Consider the following 26,873-nt stretch of genomic DNA (forward strand, 5'->3'; position numbering starts at 1 on the left):
ATAGGCTTGCTGGACAGGCGTTTCGGTTGCGCTATGAAACGCATATGAGCATTCCTCCGCTGTTCGATCGCCTGCGGCTTCCCATCATCGGCTCGCCGCTGTTCATCATCTCGGGGCCAGAACTGGTCATCGCACAGTGCAAGGCGGGGATCGTCGGATCCTTCCCCGCCCTGAACGCGCGACCGCAGGGGTTGCTCGACGAATGGCTCCATCGCATCACCGAGGAACTTGCCGCGCATAACCGCGATCACCCGGATCGCCCGGCAGCGCCGTTTGCGGTCAACCAGATCGTTCATCGTTCGAACGAACGGCTCGAGGCGGATCTTGCCACGTGCGCCAAATGGCAGGTCCCGATCGTCATCACGTCGCTCGGCGCGCGCGAGGATCTGAATACGGCGGTTCATAGCTGGGGCGGGATCACGCTGCACGACGTGATCGACGACCGGTTTGCGCACAAGGCGATCGAGAAAGGGGCCGACGGGCTCATTGCGGTTGCCGCAGGGGCTGGCGGCCACGCCGGGCGCCTGTCGCCGTTCGCTATTATTCAGGAGATCCGCCAGTGGTTTGATGGACCGCTTGCGCTGTCCGGGTCGATCGCGACCGGCGACGCGGTTCTGGCGGCGCAGGCGATGGGCGCGGACTTCGGCTATATCGGATCGCCGTTCATCGCGAGTGCCGAAGCCAATGCCGACACGGCGTACAAACAGGGGATCGTCGACGGCAAGGCGTCGGACATCATCTATTCCAACCTGTTCACCGGGGTCCACGGCAACTATCTGCGCGGTTCGATCGAGCGCGCCGGGATGGACCCGGACAATCTTCCCGAAGGCGACCTCAAGACGATGGATTTTGGAACCGGGAACGGGTCCAAGCCGAAGGCCTGGAAGGACATCTGGGGATCCGGCCAAGGGATCGGCGTGATCGATCGGGTCGAGCCCGTAGCTGCCATGGTCGATCGGTTCGAGCGTCAGTATCTTGCAGCGCGAGCACGACTGAAAGTCTGACGCGCGATCGTCAGAAAGCGAGCGCCAACCGCCCTTGTAACGAATGCACCGGGCTGGACATTCCGACCGGTGCCGTACCCTGGGCCGCTTCAAGGCGGGCGACGCGCCTGTGCAGGTCGCAGCTTGCGTCGATCAGGCGTCGTGCCGCCGGCGGCAAGGCGCTCAATGCAACACCCTCACTTGGCGGCGCATCGCCCAGCTGTCGGGCTGGATCCAGAGCCTCGCGCAATTCCATCTCCCCCGCATCGACCGCGCGCTGAGTCAGAAGCCACGCGATCACGTGCATCAGGCGCGTCGTCACCTTAAGTGATTCGCAACTGAACGCCACGCGGGCCATCGGCTCGAGCGCGTCGCGATCGTCACGCCCGCCTGCGTCGAAATAGCTTCGAGCCTCGTCCGCCAGGATCATTGCGTCGGTATACAGCGTGTCGATCACGCGGCGGTGCATCCGCGAGTCGTGCGAAGATACGGTCATGTCGTCCGTGTCGCACAAATGCGGCGCGCGCGGTACGGTTTCCCCGAACTGATGCGACGAACCGGCATTAATCCCGTAACGAAACGGTCTAGTCCAGCGTTCAGGCGATGATATCCGGCACGAGTTGATCCTCGAGCAGCGCAATTTCGTCGCGCAGTCGCAGCTTGCGCTTCTTGAACCGCGCAAGCTGTAGCTGGTCGGTGGAAGAACCGTCCAGCAACGCCGCGATCGCAGAATCAAGGTCGCGATGTTCGACGCGTAATACTTCCAGGCGCTTTGCGATCAGGCTGTCGTCCATCGGGTCCCCATTCGATCGGGCGACCCTAGCAAATTGCCGCTGCGGGGTCCGAATAAAATGCGGCTGACCGCACAAATCGGTGAATGTATCTCGCGACCACCAAATGGCGGGGAGACAATTGCGATCGGGAGTGGTTTACTCTGTCCCCCAAGCAGCACATGAAGGAGGTACGCAGAGTATGCAGACCGCACATCATTCGGCCCTGGCAGCCAAACATGCAGTGCTCGACCGACAAATCGCCGCAGAAGCGCAGCGCCCCCTGCCCGATGCGACCGCGATTGCCGCGTTGAAAAAGCAGAAGTTGCAGATCAAACAGGAAATCGAACAGCTTCAATAGCGTGCTTGGTCCGGGCGCATTGCGCCCGGACTATTCCAGCCGGTCAGCGCAGATTACCTCGTGGCAAGATCGGCTTCACATAAACAGGCGTATGTGCGCCCTGCCCCACTGGCTTGCGCGCCAACATCGGATCGATGTGACGATCGAAGGCGATGCCAATCCGTCCCGAGGTCGACCAAGCGACCTGCCCCGGCACCCAGCCGATACCGCGGATCTCGACTTGAACCTTTACGTCGCGATCGGCACCCTCAGGATAGTCGGCCATCATGCCCCCGGCTGACAGATTGCGGACGCGGACCGGTGTGGCGTCCGCGGACCCCGCAAGTCGCAATATTGCCATCAGGAACAGACTGTCGCGCGGATCCTGCCGATTGGAGGTCGCGTCATCGGCAGGAACAGAGGAATGATCTGGCGAATATTGGTCCATCGCTGAAGGTCGTACCGATCTCGTTCGAAGCTAATGATTACGCGAAAACTATCTACGCAATAATTGGTTTAGATCGGATTAACGTCACCGGATCGGGCCATTTTCCGCCTATTCCTCGCGCGATACCTTCTCATGTCGTTCGTGACGCTCCTGCGCTTCGACCGTCATCGTCGCGATCGGACGCGCCTCCAGCCGAGCGAGCGAGATCGGTTCGCCGGTCACTTCGCAATAGCCATATTCGCCCTCGTCGATTCGCCGCAACGCTGCTTCGATCTTCGAGATCAGTTTACGCTGACGATCGCGCGTGCGCAGCTCGATCGACCAGTCCGTCTCGCTCGACGCGCGATCGGTCAGGTCGGCCTCGCGCAACGTATCGACCTGCAACTGTGACAGCGTTCCCGCCGCCTCGCGTAGAATCGCATCCTTCCAGGCCTGTAATTTTGTCCGGAAATAAGCTTGCTGTCGCGGATTCATGAACGCCTCATCGGCGCTCGGTCGGTAACCATCGTCAGCGCTCTTCGGCACTGCGAACTGTTCGGATTCGTCCAATCGATTCAAGACCGTCGCCATCCCACTCTCTCCGCTCGGTCACCAGGTGCGTTGTGCACCTCCGGACCCCCCCGGGCCAACTCCCTAGTCAGCGCGCCTATAGCATGACGCCGCCACTCCACAAGCAGCACTGTTGCAAAGCGTTGACGGTTTCTTAGCGAAAGATTGCGAATTCGCCTGCAAATCGTATGTGATAAGACCGTCTCGCCCGTTCCACGGTGATTATTGCGCGAACCGCCGTGTCATTGCAGGACAACCGTCACAGTCCACACGGCGATGGTATCGACACCGTGGAATACCAGTTACAACGCAATATCCAGCGCCCCGCCTTCTGATGCAGCGGACTGTCGTAGACGTATCACGCACGCCTTCGCTGCACGGCGTCTTGCATCGCTTTAGGGGTGGCGTCATAGCCACGCGATGCACGATATCCGCCTGATCCGCGACGATCCCGCCGCGTTCGACGCCGCCCTTGCTCGCCGCGGCGTAGCCCCCATTGCCGTCGAACTGGTCGCCCTGGACGAACGCCATCGCTCGCTGACCACCGAAGCGCAGGTTGCGCTGGCGCGCCGCAACGAGGCATCCAAGGCAATCGGCGCGGCGAAAGCCGCCAAGGACGAGGCGACGTCGGCTGCGTTGATGCAGGAAGTCGCCGCGTTGAAACAACGCCTCCCGGCGATCGAGGCGGAGGCAAAGTCTCTTGGGGATGCCTTGCAAGAGCGTCTTGCCATCCTGCCCAACGTACCCCTGCCCGACGTGCCCGAGGGTACCGACGAAAACGATAACGTGATCGTCGCTGAGCATGGAACGCCCCCATCGTTCCCGTTCGCACCCGTCGAACATGACGTTCTGGGGCCACCCCTCGGGCTCGATTTCGAGACCGGTGCGGCGATGTCCGGCGCGCGGTTCACGCTGGTGCGCGGGGCTGCGGCGAAGCTGCACCGTGCGCTCGGGCAGTTCATGCTGGATACGCTGTCGGATCGGCATGGGTATGAACAGGTCGTCCCGCCCTTGCTCGTGCGTGACGAAGCGCTGTTCGGCACCGGACAGTTGCCGAAGTTTGCAGAGGACCTGTTCCACACCACCGACGGTCGTTGGCTGATCCCGACCGCGGAGGTCAGCCTGACCAATATCATCGCGAACAGCATCCTCAGCGAAGCCGAACTTCCGCTTCGTTTTGCGGCGCTCACCGCCTGTTTCCGGTCCGAAGCAGGCGCGGCTGGCCGTGATACGCGCGGTTTCATCCGGCAGCACCAGTTCGAGAAGGTCGAGATGGTCTCGATCGTCGCGCCGCATGCCTCCGAAGCCGAGCACGAGCGCATGACCGCCTGCGCCGAGTCGATCCTGATCGCGCTCGATCTTCCTTTCCGCCGGATGAAACTGTGCACCGGCGACATGGGGTTCACGGGCGCACGCACCTATGACCTCGAAGTGTGGCTGCCCGGCCAGGATCGCTACCGCGAGATATCGAGCTGTTCGACCTGCACCGATTTCCAGGCGCGCCGTATGAACGCGCGCTACCGGCCCGAGGGAGAGAAAGGGACGCGCTTCGTCCATACACTCAACGGTTCGGGGCTAGCGGTCGGTCGGACGCTGGTGGCGGTTCTGGAGAATTACCAGCAGGAGAATGGCACGGTTGCCGTGCCGGACTTGCTCATGCCGTATCTCGGCGGGATGACACTACTGGAACCGGCCCGCTGATGCGGATTCTGCTGACCAACGACGACGGCTATCACGCCCCTGGACTGAAGGTTCTGGAGGAGATCGCCGCGCGTTTGTCGGATGACATTTGGGTCGTGGCGCCAGCGGACGAGCAGTCGGGCGCGGGGCATTCGCTGACGCTCACCCGCCCGATCCGCGTGCGTAAACATGGCGACAAGCGGTTTGCGGTGGCGGGAACCCCGACCGATGCGGTGATGATGGCGCTCGCGCGGATCATGCAGGATCACAAGCCCGATCTGATCCTTTCCGGGGTCAATCGCGGCGCCAACCTGGGCGAGGACGTAACCTATTCGGGAACGGTATCGGCTGCGATGGAAGGTGCGCTTGCGGGTGTTCGCTCGATCGCCCTCAGTCAGGGGTACAGCCGCGGCGGTGCGGGGGATGCCGTATCGTTCGAGGCGGCGGCGGCATGGGGCGCGCGCGCGCTGCGTCCGCTGCTGGAGGCACCGCTCGAGCCCCGCAGCCTCGTCAACATCAACTTCCCGCCGCTTGGGGCCGACGCGGTCAAGGGCATCAAGATCGTTCAGCAGGGGCTACGCGATTACGGTCGGTTGCAGATCGTCACCAATCGCGATCCACGCGGGCACGAATATCACTGGTTCGCGCTTGGCCAGACGGTCCAAACGCCCGCACACGCGACCGATCTGGAAGCGATTGCCGACGGGTACGTGGCCGTCACCCCGCTCCATCTCGACATGACGCACCGCCCGTCGCTTGCCATGCTGGCGGAACGGTACGGCTGAGCTGATGCGGCAAGGACCCTTCGGCATGATGGTCTTTCCCGTTGCGATGATCGCCCTCGCACTGCCGGGCTGCATCCCGCCGCAGGATCCACCCGCAGTCGGATATCCCCGTTCAGCGTCTTCGCCGCACCAGACACAACGGCAGCAGCCGGTCGAACAGGATTTTTCGCGCGAGCAGCAAGACGAAAGCTATCGCCATGCATCCGTTCGTCACCCCCCGTCAGCGCGTAGACCATCAACCCGTACCACGCGACAGCCCCAGCCGCGCCGGTACGTGCCGCGCGACGATCAGCGACCGTATGAACCCCAAGGGGGGTATCGATCCGAGCAGCAGGGTCGTCCAAGTGCAGACGATCGCAGCGGCACCCCTGCGCTGGCAGCATGGCAAGCCCGCCCCTTCGCCCCTTCGGCGGAGCAGGTCGACCCGTCGACGTACGTTGTCCGCCCCGGCGATACCCTTGGCGTGATCGGCGATCGCACCGGGGCCGGATCGGAAGCGATCGCAAGAGCCAACGGTCTTGCCGCGCCGTTCATCGTACGAACGGGGCAGCGGCTAAGCATTCCCGGCGGACGCTATCACCGGGTCGCCGCTGGCCAGACCGGCATCGCGATTTCACGCGCCTATGGGGTCGATTGGTCGCGGATCATTGCCGCCAACGACCTGCGAGAGCCCTATACGCTTCGCGTCGGCATGCGCGTGCTGATCCCGGGAACCTCGTCCCGCAGTACCGCCGCCGAACGCGCCGCAGCCTTCACGCTCGATATCGACGATCTCGTGACCGGCAGCGAGCCCGCGCTTGCCGCGAACCAACGCCCCGCCCGGCCCTCAACCTCGTCTGCCCGCATCCTGGCACCGACCCAGGCACTCGCCCCACCCGCTCGGCTGACCAGCGGGTTCGACTGGCCGGTGCACGGCCGGATCGTCACGCGGTTCGGACCGGGCGCGAGCGGGGAACGCTACAACGGCGTCAAGATCGCGGTGCCGCGCGGAACGCCCGTACTGGCGGCGGCAGACGGAGTCGTTGCTTACGCCGGCGGCGGCATTCCCCAACTCGGCGACGTCATCATCATCCGGCATGGCGACGGATGGGCGACCGTCTATGGCCACGCCAGCAAGTTGCTCGTCCAGCGCGGGCAATCGGTCCGCCGTGGCCAGACGATCGCAATGTCGGGGGATTCGGGTGGAGCGCCCCGCCCCGAAGTTCATTTCGAAATGCGCAAGGGCCGCACGCCGATCGACCCGCAGCGGCAATTGCCCGCAATCTGATCCCTGCGCTTGGCAGGGTGACGCAACGATCGGACTTTTGTAGAGCGAACCGCATGACCGACTTTTCCTCCGATCTGCTCCGCCTGCTGTCGACGCGCGGCTATATCCACCAGCTGACGGACGCCGTCGCGCTCGACGCGTTGGCGAGCAAGCAGGTCATTCCGGGATACATCGGGTTCGATCCGACCGCGCCGTCGCTGCATGTCGGCAGTCTCGTTCAGATCATGCTGCTGCGTCGCCTCCAGCAGAGCGGGCACAAGCCCATCGTGCTGATGGGCGGCGGGACTGGCAAGATTGGCGACCCGAGCTTCAAGGACGAAGCGCGCAAGATGCTGACCGAGGATACGCTCGGCACCAACGTCGCGTCGATCAGGCGGATCTTCGAACGCTTCCTCACCTTCGGCGACGGGCCGACCGATGCGGTGATGCTCGACAATGCGGAGTGGCTCGACGCGCTCGAGTACATCCCGTTCCTGCGCGACGTCGGCCAGCATTTCTCGATCAACCGGATGCTCAGCTTCGATTCGGTCAAGCTGCGGCTCGATCGCGAACAGTCGCTCAGCTTCCTCGAATTCAACTACATGATCCTCCAGGCCTATGACTTCCTGGAACTGTCGCGCCGCGCGCAGTGTCGCCTGCAAATGGGCGGTTCCGATCAATGGGGCAATATCGTCAACGGGATCGAGCTTGCGCGGCGGATGGACGGCACCGAGGTGTTCGGCGTCACCACCCCGCTAATCACGACAGCCGACGGCGCCAAGATGGGCAAGACCATGGCGGGCGCGGTGTGGCTGCACGAGGACCAGCTGCCGCATTTCGATTACTGGCAGTTCTGGCGCAACACCGACGACCGCGACGTCGGCCGGTTCCTCCGCCTGTTCACCGATCTGCCGCTGGACGAGATCGCGCGGCTGGAAGCGCTGCAAGGTGCCGAGATCAATGAGGCGAAGAAGATCCTCGCCGATGCCGCGACGGCGATGTGTCGCGGCGTGGACGCGGCAGCGGAAGCCGCCGAAACCGCGCGCAAGACCTTCGAGGAAGGCAGCGCGGGCGGCTCGCTGCCGACGTTTGCGGTGACCGGCGACATCGGGATCGTTGATGCGCTCATCGGCCTCGGCTTCGCTGCGTCGAAGGGGGAAGCGCGCCGCCTGATCAAGGGCGGCGGTGCCAGGGTCGGCGCGGACAAGGTCAGCGACGAGGCGATGATCGTCACCGTCGGGGCAGATCCGGTGCGGGTCTCCGCGGGCAAGAAGAACCACGGTGTCCTCGTGCGCGCCTAGGCGCGCCCGGGGATAGCGGCGGCGGGGTATTACCCAGACCGGAGCAGCGCCACCCCGGCATCCCGTTCGAACAGGTACAAGGCGGTGCGGGCCGCCTGCCCACGTGTCCCGTCCAGCCCCCCATCCCGATCGATCAGCAACCGCGCGTCGTCGGTCGCGACCGGCAGCAAGGTCGCGAGCATGTCGGGCGTCGCTAGCCGGAACCCCGCCTCCCCCGATTGCCGCGTCCCAAGCAATTCGCCCGCGCCGCGCAGCCGCAGATCTTCCTCGGCAATCCGGAAGCCATCGGTCGTCTCGCGCATCAGCGCCAGCCGTGCGCGCGACGTCTCGCTGAGGCTTCCGCCGCGGATCAGCAGGCAATTCGACTTGCCGCCGCCGCGCCCGACTCGTCCGCGCAACTGGTGCAACTGCGCGAGGCCGAAGCGGTCGGCATGCTCGATCACGATCAGCGTGGCATTGGGAACGTCGACGCCCACTTCGATCACCGTCGTCGCAACCAGCACGCCGTGGCGCGCTTCCGAAAACGCCTGCATCGTCGCGTCCTTGTCGGCCGGCTTCATCCGCCCATGAACGAGCCCGACCGCATCGCCGAAGCGCCCGCGCAGCATCTCGGCGCGCGCTTCCGCCGCGGCCATGTCGCTCTTCTCGCTTTCCTCGACCAGCGGGCACACCCAATAGGCCTGCCCGCCATCCGCCAGATGCCGTCCGAGCGCCTCGACGATGTCGGGCAGGCGATCCTCGGACATAACGCGAGTCTCGATCGGCTGCCGCCCCGGCGGCATCTCGTCGAGCTGGCTGACGTCCATCTCGCCATAATTCGCGAGCGTGAGCGTCCGCGGGATCGGCGTTGCGGTCATCGCGAGTAAGTGCGGGCTGCGTCCCTTGGCTTGCAGCAGCATCCGCTGCGCGACGCCGAAGCGATGCTGCTCGTCTACAACAACCAGACCCAAGTCCTTGTAAGCGACGGTTTCCTGGAAGATCGCATGGGTGCCGATCAGGATATGGATCTGCCCCGCAGCCAGCCCCATCAGCACGCCCTCGCGTACGCGTCCCTTGTCGCGCCCGGTCAGCACCGCGATCTCGATCGGAAGGCCACCCAGCAAGCGTCGCAGCGATTCATAATGCTGCCGCGCAAGGATCTCGGTCGGCGCGAGCAAGGCCGCCTGCGCCCCGCCCTCGACCGCGACGAGCATCGCCAGCGCCGCGACCAGCGTCTTGCCCGACCCGACATCGCCTTGCAGCAGCCGCAACATCGGTTGCGGTTGCGCGAGGTCGCCCTCGATCTCGCGGACCGTGCGCGCCTGCGCGCCGGTCAATTCATACGGCAATTTCAGCGCATCGCGCAGCCGCCCGTCCCCCGTCAGCGCACGCCCCTTGCGCGCGCGCGACGATTGCCGGACGAGCATCAGCGCGAGCTGGTTTGCGAACAGTTCGTCATAAGCGAGCCGTTCCCGCGCCTTGGCATCGGCGGGGTCGGCATGGATTCGCGCCAAGGCCTCACGCCATGCGGGCCATTCGTTCTTCGCGAGCAACCCCGGCTCGATCCACTCGGCCAAATCCGGCGCGCGCTCGACCGATTGCGCCGCGAGCTGGCTCATCCGCCGCGAGGATATCCCCTCGGACAGCGGATAGATCGCTTCGCGTTCGGCCATGTCCCCGGCTTCGTCGAGCGGCAGGACATAGTCGGGGTGGACCATCTGCAAGTCCTGCCCATAATGCTCCAGCCGCCCCGACACGCGCCGCGGCTCGCCCAGCGGCGCAAGCTTCTTCGCCCAGCCCGGATGCCCGCCGAAATAGATGAGGCTGACGTAATTGCCCTTTGCGTCGGTCGCCTGCACGCGCGTCGGCCCGCGCCCGTTGCTCGAGCGGTAGGACACCGCGGTCAGCGTGATGACGATGATCCGCCCCGAATCGGCCATGTCGAGCTCGTCGCGCGGCAAACGATCGACCCAGCCGGTGGGCAAATGGAACGCCACGTCGACCACGCGCACGAGTCCCAGGCGGTCGAGCGGCTTCGCCAGCGCGGGGCCGATGCCCTTCAATGCCGTAACTTCGGCGAACAATGGATTGAGGATGTCGGGTCGCATGTCTATCTGAAGCGCTCTTACCCCTCCCCGATCCCCGCCGCCAGCACCTGCGCGCGGGTGTCGGGCAATTGTCGTTGGGATCCGCATGGACCGAGATATCCGCCTGAAGCGCCTGCATTTCCGCAGCCATCATCGTGGCACCAAGGAAGCCGACCTGCTGATCGGCGGGTTCTTCGATTCCGCGCACGCGCGCTGGGACGATGCCGAGATCGCGCTGTTCGAGGAACTGATCGAGGAGCAGGACGTCGACATCATGGCCTGGGCGATCGGTATGGAACCCGCGCCGGACCGCTATGCCGGGTCGATCGTCGAGGCGCTGAAGCAGCTCAATTACGTTCCGATCGCTAAATAACACTCGTCACCCTGAACGCGTTTCAGGGTCCACTCCTCCACTCGGGCGGCATTCTCGGCTGCCCGGTGGACCCCGAAACGAGTTCGGGGTGACGGATACCAAGACCAGACCATGCCCAACCTTCAGACCATCCTCACCGCCAAGACCCCGCTGACGCTGGCGGGCGTGCCGACCGGGTTCGAGCCGTGGCTGCTCGCTGACCTTTCGCGCGCCGCCAAGGCGCGCGCGGTGTTCGTTGCGCCCGACGAAGCCGCGATGCGCGCGATCGCTTCGACCGCTCAGACGTTCGCGCCCGAACTGGAGGTGCTGACGTTCCCGGCATGGGATTGTCTTCCCTATGACCGCGCCTCGCCGACGTTGCGTGTCATGGCGGAGCGGATGGCGACGCTCCACCGGCTCCAGCAGAAGCCTGCGGGTCCGCAACTGCTGGTCACGACGGTCAATGCCGTCGCGCAGCGGACGCTCACGCCGTTCCGCATTCGACAGCTCGTCGCACGGCTTGCGCCAAAGGAGCGGATCGGCCGCGACCGGCTTGCCACACTGTTGCAAGCCAATGGTTATGTCCGGGTGGAAACCGTTGCGGACGCCGGAGAATTCGCGGTTCGTGGCGGTCTGGTCGACCTGTATCCGTCGGGCGAAACGCAGGCGCTTCGGCTCGATTTCTTCGGCGATGAAATCGAAAGTGTCCGTACCTTCGACCCCGCCGACCAGCGCACCACCGGGCGGATCGACGGCTTCGTCCTGCTCCCCGCCTCCGAAACCCTGCTCGACGAGGACAGTATCAAGCGGTTCCGCGCGCGCTATCGCGAGCGGTTCGGCGCGACCGCGACCGGTGACCCGCTGTATCAGGCGATCAGCGACGGGCGGCGTCTCGCGGGGATGGAGCATTGGCTCCCGCTGTTCGAGGAAAAGATGGCGACGCTTTTCGACCATCTCGGCGACGACGCCGTCATGGTCCGCGATGCGGGCGCGGTCGCAGCGGCCGAAGCGCGGTTCGAGGCGATCACCGATTACCACGGCAACCGCGTCAAGGCGCAGTCGAGCGACCCGGGCAGCTACCGGCCACTTCCGCCAGACGCCTTGTACCTGACCGCCAAGGATTTCGCGCAACAGCTCGATGCTGCTCCGGCGCACCGCATCACGGCATTCCACGAACCCGAAAGCGCGAGAGTGCTCGATTTTGGCGTCGATGGTCCGCGCGACTTCGGCCCGGAGCGTGCGAGTGGCGTCAATATCTACGAAGCGGTCGTAGAGCATCTCGGCAAGCTACGGAAAGGCGGCAAGAAAGCGATTCTCGCCAGCTACTCGACCGGCTCGCGCGACCGCCTCGCCGGGCTGCTTGCCGATCACGAACTGACCAATACGGTCAAGGTCGACAGCTGGCAGCAGGCGCTCGGTGTCGGCGCCAAGTCGGTCGCGTTGCTGGTCCTCCCGCTCGATCATGGCTTCTCGGGGCCGGAAGTCGCGCTGCTGACCGAGCAGGACATGCTCGGCGACCGGCTCGTTCGCCGGAATAAGCGCAAGAAGTCCGCCGACGCGTTCCTTGCCGAACTGGCGATGCTGACGCCGGGCGATCTGGTCGTGCACGCCGACCACGGCATCGGCCGCTATGAAGGCCTGACCTCGATCCCGGTCGGCCAGGCGCCCCATGATTGCGTCGCCTTGACCTACGCGGGTGGCGACAAATTGTTCGTGCCGGTCGAGAACCTCGAGGTTCTGACCCGCTATGGCTCCGACGCCGACGGCGCGAGCCTCGACAAACTCGGTGGCGAGGCATGGCAGCGCCGCAAGAGCCGGATGAAGGAGCGCATCCGTGAAATCGCGGGCGAACTCATCGCGACCGCCGCCGAGCGCGCGCTGCGACCGGCGGATACGATCGAGCGCGACAGTGGCTACGCCGCCTTCGTCGATCGCTTCCCGTATGAGGAAACCGAGGACCAGGATCGCGCGATCGAGGACGTCATGGGCGACCTCGAAAAGGGCACGCCAATGGATCGACTCGTCGTCGGCGACGTTGGCTTCGGCAAGACCGAGGTCGCGCTGCGTGCTGCCTTTGCCGCCGCGATGGCGGGGTTGCAGGTCGCGGTCGTCTGCCCGACGACCCTGCTCGCGCGTCAGCACTTCAACAACTTCAAGGCACGGCTCGAAGGCTTCCCGCTCAACGTCGGGCGGCTGTCGCGGCTGGTGCCCGCGGGTGAAGCCAAGACGACCAAGGAAGGCCTTGCCGACGGGACGATCGACGTCGTCGTCGGAACGCATGCAATCCTGGCGAAGGGGATTGATTTCAAGCGGTTGGGCCTCGTCATTGTCGATGAAGAACAGCGTTTTGGGGTGACGCACAAGGAACGCCTCAAGTCGCTCAAGGCCAACGTCCACGTTCTGACACTCACCGCCACGCCGATCCCGCGCACGCTTCAGATGGCGATGTCGGGCCTGCGCGAACTGTCGGTGATCCAGACCCCGCCGGTCGATCGCCTCGCGGTCCGAACCTACGTCATGCCGTGGGACCCGATCGTGCTGCGCGAGGCGCTGCTGCGTGAACATTATCGCGGCGGGCAGAGCTTCTTCGTGACACCACGGATCAAGGATCTTCCGGATATCGAAGAATTCCTTCGGGAATCCGTACCCGAGGTGCGGTTCGTCGTGGCACATGGGCAGATGTCGCCGACCGAGGTCGAGGAGCGCATGTCCGCCTTCTACGACAAGAAGTTCGAGGTGCTCGTTTCGACCACGATCGTCGAAAGCGGGCTCGATATCCCGAGCGCGAACACGATGATCATCCACCGCGCCGACCGCTTCGGCCTCGCGCAACTGTACCAGCTTCGTGGTCGCGTCGGCCGCGCCAAGACGCGCGCCTATGCCTATCTCACGACGCCCGCCGACCGGATCCTGACCGAGACCGCCGAGAAGCGGCTCAAGATCCTGTCCGACCTCGACAGCCTCGGCGGCGGGTTCCAGCTCGCCAGCCATGATCTCGACCAGCGCGGCGCAGGCAATCTGCTCGGCGACGAACAATCGGGCCATATCAAGGAGGTTGGCTACGAACTCTACCAGTCGATGCTGGAAGAGGCGATCATGGACGCCAAGGCTGGTGGCCAGCGGTTGCGCCCGAAGGACTTCTCGCCACAGATCACGGTCGACGCGCCGATCCTCATCCCCGAGACCTATGTCCCGGATCTCGACCTGCGGATGGGGCTGTATCGTCGCCTCAACGACGTTGAGGACCAGAATGCGCTGGAGGGCTTCGCTGCCGAATTGATCGACCGTTTCGGCGCGCTGCCGGGGCCGACCGAGAACCTCGTCCGCCTCATCGAGATCAAGCTCAACGCCAAGAAGGCGTGTGTGTCGAAGATCGACGTCGGGCCGAAGGGCGCGCTGGTGTCGTTCTTCAACGATTCGCCGCCCAATATCACGGGATTGCTCGCCTGGGTTGCGAAGCTCGACGGCGTGGCGCGACTTCGCCCCGATTCGAAGCTGGTCGTGAATCGCAGCTGGGGCGACCCGAAGGCCCGCCTGCACGGGGCATTGCAATTGTCGAAGGGATTGGCGCGCGCGGCGGGCTGATCCCGCTCCCGCTAGGACCGGGCGAGCAAGGCGACCAGCGCTTCCTCCGTCAGTGGCTCGGCACAGAGGAAGCCCTGATAGATCTGGCACCCTTCCTTCGCCAGCCCCTCCAGCTGTTCGGGGGTCTCGACCCCTTCCGCGATGACCGTCAGCCCGAGCGACCGTGCCATGTCGATGACGCCGCGCACGACAATCCGGTCGCGCGGCGAGCCGGTGATGTCCTGCGCGAGTTTCTTGTCGATCTTGAGGTAATCGAGCGGTAACGCCTTCAGATAAGCAAGGCTCGAATAGCCCGTTCCGAAATCGTCGATCGCGGTACGGCACCCGGCACCACGGAACAGCGATAGCAAAGCAGCCGCGATGCCAAGGTCCTCGATCAATCCGCTCTCGGTGATTTCCAGGGTCAGGCGGGTTCGGGGGAAACCGCTCGCGTCGACGCGGTCCAGGAAAACATCGGCGAACCCCGGGCGGGCAATGTCGGCGGCGGTCAGGTTGAGCGAGAGCCGCAATTCGCCGAGCGTTTCGGGCCAGTTCGCCGCCAGCGAAAGCGCCAGTTGCTGGATATGATCCGATAATCCGATCTCGAGGTCGGCGCGCTGCGCGGCGGCAAACAGCATTTCCGCCCCGATCGTACCAAGCGTTGCATGCTGCCATCGGGCGAGCGCCTCCACCCCGACGATCTGACCGGTCGTAACCGCAACTTGCGGCTGGAACAGGATACCGATGTCGCCGCGTTCGATCGCGTGATGCAGTTCGACCGCCAACCGGTCGATCGTTGCCCCGCCACCATAAGCCTCGGCGACACGCAGCGTCGCGCTGTCCGATTCGCGGGCTTCGGCCAGCGCCTCGCTGGCACGGCGCAGGAGCCGTGCGGCGTCATCCTGCGGTCCCGCTTCCGCAAGACCGATCCGACAGCCGAGCACGGCGATCGTATCGCCGCTGACGAACGGGCGGGTGAGCGCGGCGGCGATTCGCTCCGCAGCCAGGTCCACCCGCAACCGCGGAGCCTGGGTTGCGACCATGAACGTGGAACCACCCATCCGCGCGACCAGCGCGTCGCGCCCGAGCATCTCGACGACTGCATCGTTGACGCGGTTCTGCGCGGACCGCAGCAACGCATCCCCCGCCACGCGCCCGTAAGCGGTGTTGACCGTCTCGAACCGATTGAGCGCAATCAGCAACAAGTGCAGCGGCGCGCTGGCGTCCTCGCCGAGATGCCGCGTGATCCAGCGACGCGCGCTGCCGGCATCACGCGCGCCCGACAGTGCCTCCCGCACCTCGGCGGCGGGCTCGGGCGTACTGCCGAGCGGTTCCACCACGCCATCGATCTTGCCGGCGACAGGATCAAACTGCAAATGCTGGACGATCCGGCCTACGCCATCGAAATCATGCGCGAAAGCGGTCGCGGACCGCGCTTGCGTCATACGGCGGAACGCCGCCATCGCAGCGACCCGGTCGTCACGGTCCAGCAACCCAAGGATGCCACGGACGGTCGGCCGTTCCGGACAAGCGAGCAAGGCGGCGAGTCCGGGGGTCAGGACGAGGGCGCGATCCGCGATCGTGTACCGCCACCCTAGCGGCTCGAAAACCGCGCCGGTATGCCATTCACGCGCCATGCGTTCCGCATGCCGTGCCGCAAATCGCAACGCCTGCAGGAATTCCGCATCACTGAATGGACTGGCCAGAAAATGGGTCGCACCTGCATCGTACAGCGCTGTAATCGAGGCGTTCTCCCCGCGCGAGACAAGCGTCAGCAGCGCGCCGCCGTTCGCCTCGACAGCGCCGCCCAGCGCCGCGGTCGCGGCAATGCCCTCGGCAGTGGCACCGCGCGCGTCGACGACGGCGACCGCCGCGCCACACGAAAGGAAGCGCCGCTCCCCGCCACCGGCACGGCGCGCGGCGACGACCTGCCACCCTGCCCCTGCGGCAATGGAGGCGAGTTCGTCGCGGTGACGGAACGAAAGCAGGAACAACGGGGCGGACGACGGAGCGATGGGAGACGTCTTTCTTCGATCGGCGGGAGCAGATGTGCCCGTGCGGGGTTTAGAAGATAACAACACGATGGCCTAGGGTGTGTGGCAGGCTTGTTCCGCGCCATCCGAACGCTTAGCTCAAGGACAATGCAGATCAATTACCCTTCCCCCAACCGTCCGCTGCAGGATAGCCACGGACGGACGATAAGCTATCTGCGGATTTCCGTCACCGACCGGTGCGACTTGCGGTGCCGCTATTGCATGTCCGAGAAAATGACGTTTCTGCCGCGCAGTGCCCTGCTGAGCCTCGAAGAGATTGCGATCATCGCCGAGCGCTTCATCGAACGGGGAATCAACAAGATTCGTCTCAGCGGTGGCGAACCGCTTGTGCGGCGCGATGTGGGAGAGCTCGTCCGACGGCTCGGTCGACACGTCGGCAATGGTCTCGATGAGTTGACGATGACGACCAACGGCAATGCGCTCGTCGAGCATAGCGCTGCCATGGTTGCTGCCGGAATGCGGCGGATCAACGTCAGCCTCGACAGCCTGGACGCCGACACCTTCCGCTATATCACGCGCCACGGCGACGTTGCGCGGGTTACGGCGGGTATTCTCGCGGCCCGGGATGCGGGGCTTGCCGTCAAGATCAACATGGTCGCGCTGAAGGGTCTGAACGAGGACCATATCGCGCCTATGCTCGAGTGGTGCGTTGCGGAGGGGCTGGACCTGACGCTGATCGAAACCATGCCGCTTGGCCAGATTGATGAAGACCGCGCCGACCGGTTCGTTCCGCTGACGGCGGTCCTCGACCGGCTTTCCACGCAATTCTCGCTGGCACGCGATTCGCATCGCAGCGGCGGGCCCGCCCGTTATTGGCGCGTCGAGGGGACAAAGACCAAGCTCGGCCTGATCTCACCGCTCACCGGCAATTTCTGCGATACGTGCAACCGTGTTCGCCTGACGACCGAGGGCGTACTGTACACGTGCCTCGGCCATGACGATAAGGTGGACCTGAAGGCCGTGTTGCGGGAACAGGGCGTCGCTGGACTGGATGCAGCACTCGATGGCGCAATGTTGACCAAGCCGGCACGGCACGATTTCGACATCGACGCGGCCGCGCCTGCAGTCGCGCGGCACATGAGCGTCACCGGCGGATGAGCGACCCTCAGCGACGGGCGCTCGTTGCGTCGCCGACGCCGTCTGCGCAGGCCGCATTCCAGGCGCTGACCGAAAGTCACGACTGGGTCCCCCCGGAGGACGCGGAACTCATCGTTGCACTGGGCGGCGATGGGTTCATGTTGCAGACGCTCCACGCGATGCTCGAACGGCGCAAACCGGTGGTGCCGGTGTTCGGGATGAACCTCGGTACGGTCGGGTTCCTCATGAACGAATGGCGATCGCACGGGCTGGACGGGCGGCTGGAGCGCACCAAGGCGTTCAAGGTCGTTCCCCTGTCGATGACTGCGACGACGATCAGTGGCGAAGTCCACGCGCTTCCGGCGATTAACGAAGTCTCGCTGCTGCGCGAGACCCGGCAGACCGCGAAGCTGGAGGTGACGGTCAACGACCGGGTCGTTTTGCCGGAATTGGCCTGTGACGGTATTCTCGTAGCGACCCCCGCCGGTTCTACCGCGTATAACCTGTCGGCACAGGGGCCAATCCTGCCGCTCGGGTCGAACATGCTTGCGCTTACGCCGATCAGCCCGTTCCGCCCTAGGCGCTGGCGCGGGGCGATCCTGCCGGACAAGGCGCGGATCCGGTTGCGCGTGCTGGAACCGGGCAAGCGCCCCGTAAGCGCGGTCGCTGATCAGCGGGAAATCCGTGATGTCGCGCTGGTGGAAATCGTGATCGACCGGACGCGCGAGCTGACGCTTCTGTTCGATCCGGAGCACGCGCTCGACGACCGGATCACGATGGAGCAGTTCGCCGCCTGATTGCGTCAGACGGGTCGAGCGTAAACCAAATCGTCGTGGACGACGTTGCCTACCTTGAACTGCCGTGTTCCCACGATAGTGAAGCCGTGCCGCTCGTAGAAGCGATGGGCGCGGTAATTCTCGCCCCAGACCCCCAGGAGGATCCGGCGGCACGACAGGCGTGCTGCATCTTCGATCACTTGCCGCATCAGGGCAGGACCGAGTCCCGAACCGCGCATTCGCGAGAGGGTGTAGATGCGACGCAATTCGATGTCGCCGTGCTCGAGAGTGACCGGCAGGTCGATGCCGCTGGTCAGTACGGCATATCCGACGGGTGCGAAGCCGGGCAGGATCTCTCCGATCGTCACCGCGTCACTTGGATCGTTGATCCAGGCGGCGAACTTTTCAGGCCGGTTGTTGGCCGCGCAATGCGCGACCATGTCGCTCCCATCGAGCGACCCGGCATAGGTATCGAGAAAGGTCGCCGACGCGACGAGCGACAGGGCGTCGGCATCCGCCGGCCCCGCCGCTCGCACGCGCCAGTTGGGATCAGCCAACGATTTCTTCGGGCTTGAAGAAATAGGCGATCTCGATCTCGGCATTCTCGTCGCTGTCCGAACCATGGACCGAATTGGCTTCGATCGACTCGGCGAGTTCCTTGCGGATCGTGCCCGGCTCAGCGTTGGCGGGGTTGGTCGCGCCCATGATGTCGCGGTTACGCTGCATCGCGTTCTCGCCTTCGAGAACCTGAACGACGACCGGGCCCGAGATCATGAACGAAACCAGCTCACCGAAGAACGGGCGTTCCTTATGAACGGCATAGAAGCCCTCGGCCTGCTCGCGGGTCATCTGGATGCGCTTGGACGCGACGACGCGCAGGCCGGCTTCCTCGAGCATCTTGGTGACGGCGCCCGTCAGGTTGCGACGCGTTGCGTCGGGCTTGATGATCGAAAACGTGCGGTTCGCGGCCATGACCGTGAAGCTCCTTGATAGTGAACTGTGGAAAGTGCGCGACCCCTAGTCGGGGCGCTTGAGCGATGCAAGCCGCGCCCTGCAGGTCAGGCAGCCTGTTCCCACCGCCCTTCGTCATTCTGCTTCCAGTAGCGCCGGTCGACGCCGTCCCGGTCGCCCAGCGCGCGCCACGCGGCGCGGGCCTCGACGATGCGTTCGTCGTCGAAGAAATGGAACGCCCGATCGAAGCCGAGCGCGTCCTCGCGCCACACCCCATCGGCGAGCGCGACGTTGCGCGCGGCGTTGGCGGCGTTCGGTTCGGCTGAGATCAAGATCGGTTGCAGCGCATCGCTGTCATCCCCCGCGACCTGTGCGTGCGGGAGGAAGCTTTCCGACGCATAGGTCCACAGCAATCGGTCGAGCGCGACGCGCTGGTCGCTGGTCTCGGCAACAACGAGTAACCGCCCGCCCCCCCCGACCACGCGCTCCACGATCCTGGGAAGCACGCGATCGAGTGGTTGGAGCGTCAGGTGGTAGAAGTCGACCTGCATTGCTTTCCTTCGCCGTGTTCCTGCGAAGGCAGAAACCCAGGGTCACGCTACATAACGCCTGCGGCTTGTCAGACTCCTGGACTCCTGCTTTCGCAGGAGAAAAGAAGCGGTTGGCACATCAGCCTTCGAAGTTATCCGCCACGAACCGGTCGAGCAGGCGCACGCCATAACCGGTCGCGCCCTTCTCGTAATTCGGGCCGGCCTTGTCCGACCAGACCATCCCCGCGATGTCGAGATGCGCCCACTTCACGCCAGTCTCGATGTAGCGCAGCAGGAACTGCGCCGCGGTGATCGACCCTGCGCCGCGCGGGCCGACGTTCTTCATGTCGGCGATCGGCGAGTCGATCAGCTTGTTGTACGCATCGCCCATCGGGAAGCGCCACAACAGGTCGCCCGACGCCTTACCTGCAGCGAGCAACTGGTCGGCAAGCGAATCGTCGTTCGCGAAGCAGCCGCCATGCTCGTGCCCAAGGCTCACAATCATCGCACCGGTCAGCGTCGCCAGATCGACGATCGTCTTGGGGCGATGTGTCCGCTGGACCCAGGTCAGCGCATCGCACAGCACCAGACGCCCTTCGGCATCGGTGTTGAGCACTTCGATCGTCTGCCCCGACATCGACGTCAGCACGTCGCCCGGGCGAATCGCGTTACCGTCGGGCATGTTCTCGACGAGGCCGCACACGCCAATGACGTTCGCCTTGGCTTTGCGCCCGGCGATCGCCTTCATCGCGCCGACGACCGCGCCCGCACCGCCCATGTCCCACTTCATGTCTTCCATGCCGGCACCGGGCTTGAGAGAAATGCCGCCGGTGTCGAAGGTCACGCCCTTGCCGACCAGCGCGAGATCGGGGTCGCCCGCCCCCTTGCCGCTCCATTTGAGCGCGAGCAGTTGCGCGTTCTTGACCGAACCCTGGCTGACACCGAGCAACGCGCCCATCCCGAGCGCGTGCATTTCCTCTTCGCCGAGGACAGTCACTTCGAGGCCGAGGCCCTCGACTTCGGCCAGCACCTTGGCAACGAAGCTTTCCGGGTAGATCACGTTTGGTGGCTCGGCGACGAGCGTGCGGGTCAGCTCGAGTCCTTCGGTCAGCGCCTTCTGCGGTGCCCAGGCCGCATCGGTACCTTCAGGGGTGTTGTGCAGCACGATGCTGGTCAGCGTCGGCTTGGATTTCTCGGGCAGCTTGGTGCGATAGATGTCATGCCGCCAGCTCCGCTGTGCCGCCGCGCCAGCAAACCGCGCCACTGCCTTGGCGGACGCGCCCGCGCTGTCGAAATCAACGCTGACTTGCGTCACGCCGGACGAGAGCAAGCGCCCGGTCAGCGCCCCGCCAGCCTTTTCATAGTCCATCTCGCTGCCGGCGCCCGTGCCGATCAGCAGCAATCGACGCGCGGTGCCGCCCTGATCGACGAAGGTCTCGACGATCGCGCCGGTTTCGCCTTCGAACCGGCTTGCCTTGGCCGCGGACTTGAGCAGATCGAGCGCGCTTGCCTCGACCAGAGAGCTCGTAAGCCGCGCCATTCCGTCCTTTTCGACGGTGAAGGCAAGCGTCGCATCGGATGCCGGAGCCGCGCTGGAAAACTCGATATGCATGGAAAACAAGCCTCGATCGATCAATCACAATGAGTCGTCAGTCTCTAGGCCAGTGCGCAGTCGCTGGCAAAGCGCGCTTTGTGCGATTGCAGCCGGTCCGTGACGATGCGATAGGGCATGATCGACCAACGGCCGCCGGCCTCATCGCATTTGGATGTTCTACCGACGTGAAGCGTGCCGTTTTCCTTGCCAGTTGTGCCGCGCCGTTCGCGCTGACCGCCCTTCCCGCGGTCGCGCAGGATCTTCAGACGCGCACCGTCCCGCCGCCGCCCCCCGCAGCAGCCGCCGCCGCCCCCGCGAATGAGGACCAGGTCCAGTTCAACGCCGCGACGTTGCAATATGACATCAACGAAGAGATCGTCACCGCAACGGGCGACGTCCGCATGTACCGGGCGGGTGATCGCCTGCGTGCCGACAAGGTCGTTTGGAACCGCCAGACCGGCAAGGTCATTGCGACGGGGAACATCGCGATCGTCAATCCAGGCGGCGACACCGCTTATGGCGATTCGATCGAACTGACCGATGCGTTGAAAGACGGCATGGTCGACAACATGCTGCTCGTTCTCGAGAAGGGTGGTCGACTGGCAGCCCGCAAGGGCACGCGCTCGCTCAACGAGACCGTCACGCTGGAGGATGCGGCGTATACGCCCTGCGCCGTCACGACGTCAGAGAATTGCCCGAAGGAACCGTCGTGGAAGATCACCGCGGTCCGCGTGATCTATCGCCCGGAACGTGGCCGAATCTACTACAAGGGCGCGCGGATCGACCTGTTCGGCCTGCCGTCGATCCCGCTGCCGGCGTTTTCCAACCCGATCGGCGGGGGGAACGACAGCGGCCTGCTCAGCCCCGACTTCCGCTATGGCCGCGTCAACGGGCTGGAATTCGCGCAACCCTATCACATCGCGCTTTCGCCCAACCGCGGCCTGACGCTGACACCGCGCGTGTTCAGCCGCGTGTTGCCGATGCTGCAAGCCGACTATCAGGCACTCAATACTCTCGGCGCGTACCGGATTGCGGGCTATGTCACGGCAAGCCCGCGCAGCAACAACCTGCTGCTGCCGACGCCACCCAACACGCCCAACTCGTTCCGCGGGTATCTCGATGGGTCGGGGCGTTTCCAGCTCGATCCCAACTGGAGCGTTTCCGGATCGCTTCGCCTCGCGAGCGACCGTACGTTCCTGCGTCGCTACGACATTTCGCGCGACGATCGCTTGCGCACGACGATCAATGTCGAGCGGATCGACGAGAACAGCTATTTTTCGATTGCCGGATGGTATGTGCAGACGCTGCGTGCGGCGGACCCGCAGGGCAGCCAACCCTTTGCGCTTCCCGAGATCGATTACCGACGCCGCATCCCCAACAGCTTCCTCGGCGGCACGTTCGAGTTCCAGGTGAACAGCCTCGCCATTTCGCGAACCGATGGCCAGGATACGCAACGCGCCTTCACCAGCGCGCGCTGGGATCTACGCAAGATCACCCCGTGGGGTCAGGAAGTCACGTTCACCGCATTCGGTCGTGGCGATGTCTACAACACCAACGACGCGCTCTCGACATCGGTCGCGAGCTATCGCGGCGTAGATGGTTTCCACGGTCGCCTGATCGGCGCGTTCGCAGTCGACATCAAATATCCGCTGATCGGCACTTTTTTGAGCGGGACACAGCGCCTGATCCCGCGCTTCCAGATCGTGACGTCCCCCCAGACGGGGACGATGGCGATCCCCAACGAGGACGCACGCTCGGTCGATCTCGAGGACTCGAACCTCTTCGCACTCAACCGTTTCCCCGGTTACGATCGGTTCGAGGATTCCACCCGGTTCACCTACGGGGCCGACTGGCAGGTCGATCTCCCTGGCCTCTCGTTCAGCACCAATGTCGGCCAAAGCTACCGTCTCAACAGTCGCCCGACGTTGTTTCCCGACGGCACCGGATTGTCGCGTCGCCTGTCCGATGTGGTTGGACGCACCGAATTGCGCTTCCGTGACTTCGTCTCGGTGATCCACCGCTATCGGCTCGACAAGGATGGGTTCGCGGTACGCCGCAACGAGTTTGACGCGACCGTCGGCTCGCGCGGCACGTATTTTCTCGTCGGCTATCTGCGGCTCAACCGGAATATCGATCCGACGATCGAGGATCTGCGCGACCGCGAGGAGGTCCGGCTTGGCGGCCGGATCCAGTTCAAGCGCTTCTGGTCAGCGTTCGGCTCGACCGTGGTCGACCTGACCAATCGCAGCGAGGATCCGCTGTCGCTGGCGGACGGGTTCGACCCGGTTCGTCATCGGTTGGGCGTCCAATATGAGGACGATTGCCTTCGCCTCGGGGTCACCTGGCGGCGCGATTACCGGAACACCGGTGATGCGCGCAGCGGCAACAGCTATCTGTTGACGCTGGCGTTCAAGAATTTGGGGCGCTAACGCTGACAGGCGAAAGACTGTGGCCGCTAAGCCACGGTTCAGCCACAAGGCTGCACTAGGGGCATGGCCAGGGTTCGGCCATGCGGGATGGGATTGGGATTTGGTGACGACGACTACACGCAAGACGGCGCGGACGATGCGTCGTTTCGGGTTCGGCACGATGCTCGCGGCGTCTCTCGCCATGGCGGGGGGATCGATCGCGCAGACTGCGCCCGACGCCGCGCCGCAGGACAGCGGCCCGCAGCCCTCCTCGGTGGACCGGGGCGGCAATCTCAACCTGCCGAGCAACCCGGAGATCTTCGGGAAGGTCGATCCCAACGTCCGCAAGCCCACCGCGATCGTCAACGGAACGGTGATCACCGGGACCGACGTCGACCAGCGCCTCGCCTTCCTGCTTGCCGCGCGCGACATGAAGCTGTCCGAGCAGGAAATGGCGCAATACCGCCTGCTTGTGATCCGTCAGCTGATCGACGAGACGCTCCAGATCCAGGAAGCGAAGACGGCCGACGTCAAGATCTCGCTCGAAGAAGTCAACAAGAGCTACGATTCGATCGTCCGCAGCAATTTCGGCAAATCTACTGCGGACATGCGCACGTATCTGCGGAGCGTCGGCTCGTCCGAACGGTCTTTTAAGCGCCAGGTCGAGGCCGAGCTGTCGTGGAACCGTTATTTGCGCCGCAAGGTCGACATCAGCGTTGGTGACGAGGAAGTCCAAGCGATCATCGACAAGCTGAAGAAGCAGCAGGGCACGACCGAATATCACGTGCGCGAGATCTATTTGTCGGCGGGCGGTGACCGGTCGCAGGAAGTGTTCGCGCAGGAACAGCAAATCATGGCGTCGATCCAGAAGCGCGAAAAGGGCGAGGACAGCTTCGGCTATTACGCCGGCGCGATGTCGGAAGCATCGACGCGATCGACCGGCGGCGATCTGGGCTGGCTCAACGAGAACCAGCTTGCGCAGCTTCCGCCCGCGCTGGTCGAGGCGATCCGGAACATGCAGCCCGAGCATCTTGCCGGACCGATCGAGGTACCGGGCGGTTTCTCGATCATCTACCTGGTCGACACGCGCAAGGTCGGCGTCGCCGATCCGCTCGACTCGCGTCTGACGTTGAAGCAGCTGAGCGTCCGTTTCCCCGATGGCATCTCGCAGGCGCAGGCCGATGCGCGGGTGACCGAATTCGCCAAGCTGTCGAAGACGATCCGTGGGTGCGGTGAAGTCGCCAAGGTTGCATCGGCGCTGGGGGCCGAAGTGGTCGACAACGATTCGGTTCGCATTCGTGATCTTCCGCCGGCGCTCCGCGACATCATGGCGAAGCTGAGCGTCGGCGAGTCCACCCCGCCATTCGGCTCGGCCAAGGACGGTATCCGATCGCTCGTCCTGTGCGGTCGCGACGAAGCGTCGGGCAGCACCGTCCCCGGCGTGGAACAGGTTCGCGGCCAGATGGAAAATGCCCGCACCAATCTGCGCGCAAACCAGCTGCTGCGCGATCTGCGGCGCGACGCGATCATCGAATATCGTTGATCTCCTCGCCTCGACGCCTTCGGCACCGCTCGTCGTCTCGATGGGTGATCCCGCCGGAATCGGTCCCGAGATCCTCGCCAAGGCGTGGATGAAGCGGAAGGACGCCAGACTTCCGGCGTTCTTCGCCACCGGTGACGCGCGCGCGATTGCGGCGGTATGGGACGGCCCGGTCGAAACGATCCTGCATCCGGCGGCTGCGAACGGCGTTTTCGATCATGCTCTGCCTGTCCTAACGGTCGAGGACGGCGGCGAGATCATTCCCGGGCGTCCCGACGTGGCGGGGGCACGGTGCGCGTTGCGTGCGCTGGAACTGGCGGCGGGCCTGGTTCGCTCCGGCGCGGCGCGTGCGCTGGTGACGGCACCAGTGTCCAAGGCGCAACTCTATCACATCGGCTTCAATTATCCGGGACAGACCGAATTCGTCGCCGAACGCTGCGGCATTGCTGGCGAGAATGCGGTGATGATGCTCGCCGGGCCAGACCTGCGCGTCGTGCCGATCACCACGCACGTGGCCTTGGCGGATGTCGGCGCGCTGCTTTCGATTGATCTGCTGGTCGCCAAGGGGCGCGCGACCGCACGTGGCCTGACGCGCAATTTCGGGATCGCGGCACCGCGGATCGCGTTCGCGGGGCTCAACCCGCATGCGGGTGAAGGCGGCGCGATCGGGCGCGAGGAAATCGAGATCATCGCGCCTGCGGTCGCCCAGCTGTGTGCCGAAGGGATCGCGGCGACCGGGCCGTTTGCCGCCGATACGCTGTTTCACCCGCGCGCGCGGCTGACCTATGACGCGGTGATGTGCTGCTATCACGATCAGGCGCTGATTCCGATCAAGACGCTGTATTTCGACGAGGGCGTCAACATCACGCTCGGCCTCCCGATCGTGCGGACCTCGCCCGATCACGGAACGGCCTTCAACATTGCGGGCGAGAACATCGCCGAACCCGGCGCGATGATCGCGGCGATCCGCCTGGCGGGCGACGCTGCCGACCGGCGCGCCGCGATAGGCGCGTGACGACTAGCGACGCGCGCCCGGTGCGCCCCGACCTTCCCCCGCTGCGCGACGTCATCGCGCGTCACGGGCTCGCCGCGAGCAAGGCGCTTGGGCAGAACTTCCTGCTCGACGCACAACTGCTTGCGCGGATCGCGCGGATCCCGGGGGACCTGACCGACGCGGAAGTGCTGGAGATCGGACCGGGTCCGGGTGGCCTGACGCGTGCGCTGCTCGCCGCAGGGGCGCGGGTCACAGCGATCGAGCGCGACAGGCGCTGCATCCCGGCGCTCGCCGAGCTAAGCGAAGCCTTTCCGGGCCAGTTGCGCGTGATCGAAGGCGACGCGCTTGAGATCGACGCAGTGCCGCTGTTCGAGGGCAAGCCGCACATCGCCTCCAACCTCCCTTATAACATCGGCACGGCGCTGCTGGTGCGCTGGCTGTCGGCGGACTGGGCGCCGTGGTGGCAAAGCCTGACGCTCATGTTTCAGCGCGAAGTCGCCGACCGGATCGTCGCCAAGACCGATGACGATGCGTATGGGCGGCTCGCGGTACTGGCGCAGTGGCGGAGCAAGGCGACGCTGGCGATGCCGGTGCACCGCTCCGCCTTCACGCCGCCACCCAAGGTAATGTCGGCGGTGGTGCATATCGTACCCGAGACGGCGCCCCAGGATGTCCACTTCGCCACGCTAGAACGGCTGACCGGTGCGGCGTTCGGGCAGCGGCGCAAGATGTTGCGGCAGAGCCTGAAAGGGGTGCCCGGCGCGCTCAAAGCGCTGGAGACGGTGGGCATCGATCCGACACGCCGTGCGGAAACGGTCAGTGTCGCAGAGTTCGTCGCGGTTGCCCGCGCGCTCGGATAGTCTGG

24 protein-coding genes are annotated in these 26,873 nt (G+C 64.8%); 14 read left to right on the top strand and 10 right to left on the bottom strand.

Annotated features, from left to right (window positions below; genetic code table 11):
- The first annotated feature begins 44 nt into the window (after positions 1-44).
- Entirely contained in the window at positions 45-1,004 is a 960-nt protein-coding gene (locus AC3WJR_RS07110) for an NAD(P)H-dependent flavin oxidoreductase (protein WP_492723442.1), read from the top strand.
- A gap of 10 nt (positions 1,005-1,014) precedes the next feature.
- Here AC3WJR_RS07110 and AC3WJR_RS07115 read toward each other — a convergent pair whose 3' ends face one another.
- Positions 1,015-1,479, bottom strand: a complete 465-nt coding sequence (locus tag AC3WJR_RS07115) for a DUF1465 family protein (protein ID WP_354280834.1) — start codon at positions 1,477-1,479, stop codon at positions 1,015-1,017.
- Positions 1,480-1,579: 100 nt separating this feature from the next.
- Positions 1,580-1,777, bottom strand: coding sequence for a YdcH family protein (locus AC3WJR_RS07120; RefSeq protein WP_354280832.1), 198 nt, complete (start codon positions 1,775-1,777; stop codon positions 1,580-1,582).
- Positions 1,778-1,955: 178 nt separating this feature from the next.
- Here AC3WJR_RS07120 and AC3WJR_RS07125 point away from each other — a divergent pair, with 178 nt between their 5' ends.
- Entirely contained in the window at positions 1,956-2,114 is a 159-nt protein-coding gene (locus AC3WJR_RS07125; protein ID WP_354280830.1) for a YdcH family protein, read from the top strand.
- A 43-nt stretch (positions 2,115-2,157) separates the two neighbouring features.
- Here AC3WJR_RS07125 and AC3WJR_RS07130 read toward each other — a convergent pair whose 3' ends face one another.
- Both AC3WJR_RS07130 and dksA read right to left on the bottom strand, forming a co-directional pair.
- Positions 2,158-2,541: a PilZ domain-containing protein gene (locus tag AC3WJR_RS07130; RefSeq protein WP_492723443.1), complete on the bottom strand. Its 384-nt coding sequence runs from the start codon at positions 2,539-2,541 to the stop codon at positions 2,158-2,160.
- Positions 2,542-2,649: 108 nt separating this feature from the next.
- The gene (dksA, locus tag AC3WJR_RS07135) at positions 2,650-3,111 is read right to left on the bottom strand and encodes an RNA polymerase-binding protein DksA (protein WP_354280826.1); all 462 of its coding nucleotides are present in this window, start codon (positions 3,109-3,111) and stop codon (positions 2,650-2,652) included.
- A gap of 399 nt (positions 3,112-3,510) precedes the next feature.
- On the opposite strand from dksA, the gene serS reads away from it, so the two are divergent.
- The 4 genes from serS (at position 3,511) to tyrS (ending at position 8,102) form a co-directional block, all read left to right on the top strand.
- The gene (serS, locus tag AC3WJR_RS07140; RefSeq protein ID WP_492723444.1) at positions 3,511-4,791 is read left to right on the top strand and encodes a serine--tRNA ligase; all 1,281 of its coding nucleotides are present in this window, start codon (positions 3,511-3,513) and stop codon (positions 4,789-4,791) included.
- Positions 4,791-5,555: a 5'/3'-nucleotidase SurE gene (gene surE, locus AC3WJR_RS07145; RefSeq protein WP_492723445.1), complete on the top strand. Its 765-nt coding sequence runs from the start codon at positions 4,791-4,793 to the stop codon at positions 5,553-5,555. Before serS ends, surE begins: the two co-directional genes overlap by 1 nt.
- A 463-nt stretch (positions 5,556-6,018) precedes the next feature.
- Positions 6,019-6,822: a peptidoglycan DD-metalloendopeptidase family protein gene (locus tag AC3WJR_RS07150; protein WP_492723446.1), complete on the top strand. Its 804-nt coding sequence runs from the start codon at positions 6,019-6,021 to the stop codon at positions 6,820-6,822.
- 53 nt (positions 6,823-6,875) lie between these two features.
- Entirely contained in the window at positions 6,876-8,102 is a 1,227-nt protein-coding gene (gene tyrS / locus AC3WJR_RS07155; RefSeq protein WP_492723447.1) for a tyrosine--tRNA ligase, read from the top strand.
- Between the two features lie 29 nt (positions 8,103-8,131).
- Here tyrS and recG read toward each other — a convergent pair whose 3' ends face one another.
- Positions 8,132-10,189: an ATP-dependent DNA helicase RecG gene (recG, locus tag AC3WJR_RS07160; RefSeq protein WP_492723448.1), complete on the bottom strand. Its 2,058-nt coding sequence runs from the start codon at positions 10,187-10,189 to the stop codon at positions 8,132-8,134.
- An 85-nt stretch (positions 10,190-10,274) separates the two neighbouring features.
- Here recG and AC3WJR_RS07165 point away from each other — a divergent pair, with 85 nt between their 5' ends.
- Positions 10,275-10,541, top strand: coding sequence for an FAD assembly factor SdhE (locus AC3WJR_RS07165; protein WP_492723449.1), 267 nt, complete (start codon positions 10,275-10,277; stop codon positions 10,539-10,541).
- 111 nt (positions 10,542-10,652) lie between these two features.
- Positions 10,653-14,105: a transcription-repair coupling factor gene (gene mfd, locus AC3WJR_RS07170; protein WP_492723450.1), complete on the top strand. Its 3,453-nt coding sequence runs from the start codon at positions 10,653-10,655 to the stop codon at positions 14,103-14,105.
- 11 nt (positions 14,106-14,116) lie between these two features.
- Here the strand turns inward: mfd and AC3WJR_RS07175 are convergent, their stop codons facing one another.
- Positions 14,117-16,078 carry a putative bifunctional diguanylate cyclase/phosphodiesterase gene (locus AC3WJR_RS07175; RefSeq protein WP_492723451.1) on the bottom strand — a complete coding sequence of 654 codons (1,962 nt, stop codon included), beginning with the start codon at positions 16,076-16,078 and terminating at the stop codon, positions 14,117-14,119.
- 147 nt (positions 16,079-16,225) lie between these two features.
- Here AC3WJR_RS07175 and moaA point away from each other — a divergent pair, with 147 nt between their 5' ends.
- A complete protein-coding gene (gene moaA, locus AC3WJR_RS07180; protein ID WP_492723452.1) occupies positions 16,226-17,236 on the top strand; it encodes a GTP 3',8-cyclase MoaA in 1,011 nt (336 codons plus the stop codon).
- Positions 17,233-18,012, top strand: coding sequence for an NAD kinase (locus tag AC3WJR_RS07185; protein ID WP_354280807.1), 780 nt, complete (start codon positions 17,233-17,235; stop codon positions 18,010-18,012). The genes moaA and AC3WJR_RS07185 overlap by 4 nt, the downstream gene beginning before the upstream one ends.
- Before the next feature lie 5 nt (positions 18,013-18,017).
- Here AC3WJR_RS07185 and AC3WJR_RS07190 read toward each other — a convergent pair whose 3' ends face one another.
- The 4 genes from AC3WJR_RS07190 to AC3WJR_RS07205 form a co-directional block, all read right to left on the bottom strand.
- Positions 18,018-18,548: a GNAT family N-acetyltransferase gene (locus AC3WJR_RS07190; RefSeq protein WP_492723454.1), complete on the bottom strand. Its 531-nt coding sequence runs from the start codon at positions 18,546-18,548 to the stop codon at positions 18,018-18,020.
- The gene (gene ndk / locus AC3WJR_RS07195; protein ID WP_031393391.1) at positions 18,541-18,963 is read right to left on the bottom strand and encodes a nucleoside-diphosphate kinase; all 423 of its coding nucleotides are present in this window, start codon (positions 18,961-18,963) and stop codon (positions 18,541-18,543) included. Before ndk ends, AC3WJR_RS07190 begins: the two co-directional genes overlap by 8 nt.
- Positions 18,964-19,049: 86 nt before the next feature.
- Positions 19,050-19,493, bottom strand: a complete 444-nt coding sequence (locus AC3WJR_RS07200; protein WP_492723456.1) for a DNA polymerase III subunit chi — start codon at positions 19,491-19,493, stop codon at positions 19,050-19,052.
- A 118-nt stretch (positions 19,494-19,611) separates the two neighbouring features.
- Positions 19,612-21,084, bottom strand: coding sequence for a leucyl aminopeptidase (locus AC3WJR_RS07205; RefSeq protein ID WP_492723458.1), 1,473 nt, complete (start codon positions 21,082-21,084; stop codon positions 19,612-19,614).
- Positions 21,085-21,251: 167 nt separating this feature from the next.
- Between AC3WJR_RS07205 and AC3WJR_RS07210 the strand changes: the two genes are divergently transcribed.
- The 4 genes from AC3WJR_RS07210 (at position 21,252) to rsmA (ending at position 26,868) form a co-directional block, all read left to right on the top strand.
- A complete protein-coding gene (locus AC3WJR_RS07210) occupies positions 21,252-23,495 on the top strand; it encodes an LPS-assembly protein LptD (protein WP_354280798.1) in 2,244 nt (747 codons plus the stop codon).
- 100 nt (positions 23,496-23,595) lie between these two features.
- Positions 23,596-25,017 (top strand): peptidylprolyl isomerase, encoded by a 1,422-nt coding sequence (locus AC3WJR_RS07215; protein WP_354280796.1) that lies wholly within the window; start codon positions 23,596-23,598, stop codon positions 25,015-25,017.
- A complete protein-coding gene (gene pdxA, locus AC3WJR_RS07220; protein WP_492723460.1) occupies positions 24,944-26,029 on the top strand; it encodes a 4-hydroxythreonine-4-phosphate dehydrogenase PdxA in 1,086 nt (361 codons plus the stop codon). The genes AC3WJR_RS07215 and pdxA overlap by 74 nt, the downstream gene beginning before the upstream one ends.
- Positions 26,026-26,868: a 16S rRNA (adenine(1518)-N(6)/adenine(1519)-N(6))-dimethyltransferase RsmA gene (gene rsmA / locus AC3WJR_RS07225; RefSeq protein WP_492723462.1), complete on the top strand. Its 843-nt coding sequence runs from the start codon at positions 26,026-26,028 to the stop codon at positions 26,866-26,868. The genes pdxA and rsmA overlap by 4 nt, the downstream gene beginning before the upstream one ends.
- Positions 26,869-26,873: the final 5 nt, after the last annotated feature.

Source organism: Sphingomonas sp. FW306-05-A (genome assembly GCF_058782275.1).

Coding starts and splice junctions, on each gene's coding strand:
- AC3WJR_RS07200 (WP_492723456.1), bottom strand. CDS start 19,493: ATGCAGGTCGACTTCTACCACCTGACGCTCCAACCACTCGATCGCGTG.
- AC3WJR_RS07110 (WP_492723442.1), top strand. CDS start 45: ATGAGCATTCCTCCGCTGTTCGATCGCCTGCGGCTTCCCATCATCGGC.
- recG (WP_492723448.1), bottom strand. CDS start 10,189: ATGCGACCCGACATCCTCAATCCATTGTTCGCCGAAGTTACGGCATTG.
- AC3WJR_RS07115 (WP_354280834.1), bottom strand. CDS start 1,479: ATGACCGTATCTTCGCACGACTCGCGGATGCACCGCCGCGTGATCGAC.
- mfd (WP_492723450.1), top strand. CDS start 10,653: ATGCCCAACCTTCAGACCATCCTCACCGCCAAGACCCCGCTGACGCTG.
- moaA (WP_492723452.1), top strand. CDS start 16,226: ATGCAGATCAATTACCCTTCCCCCAACCGTCCGCTGCAGGATAGCCAC.
- dksA (WP_354280826.1), bottom strand. CDS start 3,111: ATGGCGACGGTCTTGAATCGATTGGACGAATCCGAACAGTTCGCAGTG.
- AC3WJR_RS07185 (WP_354280807.1), top strand. CDS start 17,233: ATGAGCGACCCTCAGCGACGGGCGCTCGTTGCGTCGCCGACGCCGTCT.
- serS (WP_492723444.1), top strand. CDS start 3,511: ATGCACGATATCCGCCTGATCCGCGACGATCCCGCCGCGTTCGACGCC.
- tyrS (WP_492723447.1), top strand. CDS start 6,876: ATGACCGACTTTTCCTCCGATCTGCTCCGCCTGCTGTCGACGCGCGGC.
- ndk (WP_031393391.1), bottom strand. CDS start 18,963: ATGGCCGCGAACCGCACGTTTTCGATCATCAAGCCCGACGCAACGCGT.
- AC3WJR_RS07120 (WP_354280832.1), bottom strand. CDS start 1,777: ATGGACGACAGCCTGATCGCAAAGCGCCTGGAAGTATTACGCGTCGAA.
- AC3WJR_RS07125 (WP_354280830.1), top strand. CDS start 1,956: ATGCAGACCGCACATCATTCGGCCCTGGCAGCCAAACATGCAGTGCTC.
- pdxA (WP_492723460.1), top strand. CDS start 24,944: ATGCCCGCACCAATCTGCGCGCAAACCAGCTGCTGCGCGATCTGCGGC.
- AC3WJR_RS07205 (WP_492723458.1), bottom strand. CDS start 21,084: ATGCATATCGAGTTTTCCAGCGCGGCTCCGGCATCCGATGCGACGCTT.
- AC3WJR_RS07165 (WP_492723449.1), top strand. CDS start 10,275: ATGGACCGAGATATCCGCCTGAAGCGCCTGCATTTCCGCAGCCATCAT.
- AC3WJR_RS07130 (WP_492723443.1), bottom strand. CDS start 2,541: ATGGACCAATATTCGCCAGATCATTCCTCTGTTCCTGCCGATGACGCG.
- surE (WP_492723445.1), top strand. CDS start 4,791: ATGCGGATTCTGCTGACCAACGACGACGGCTATCACGCCCCTGGACTG.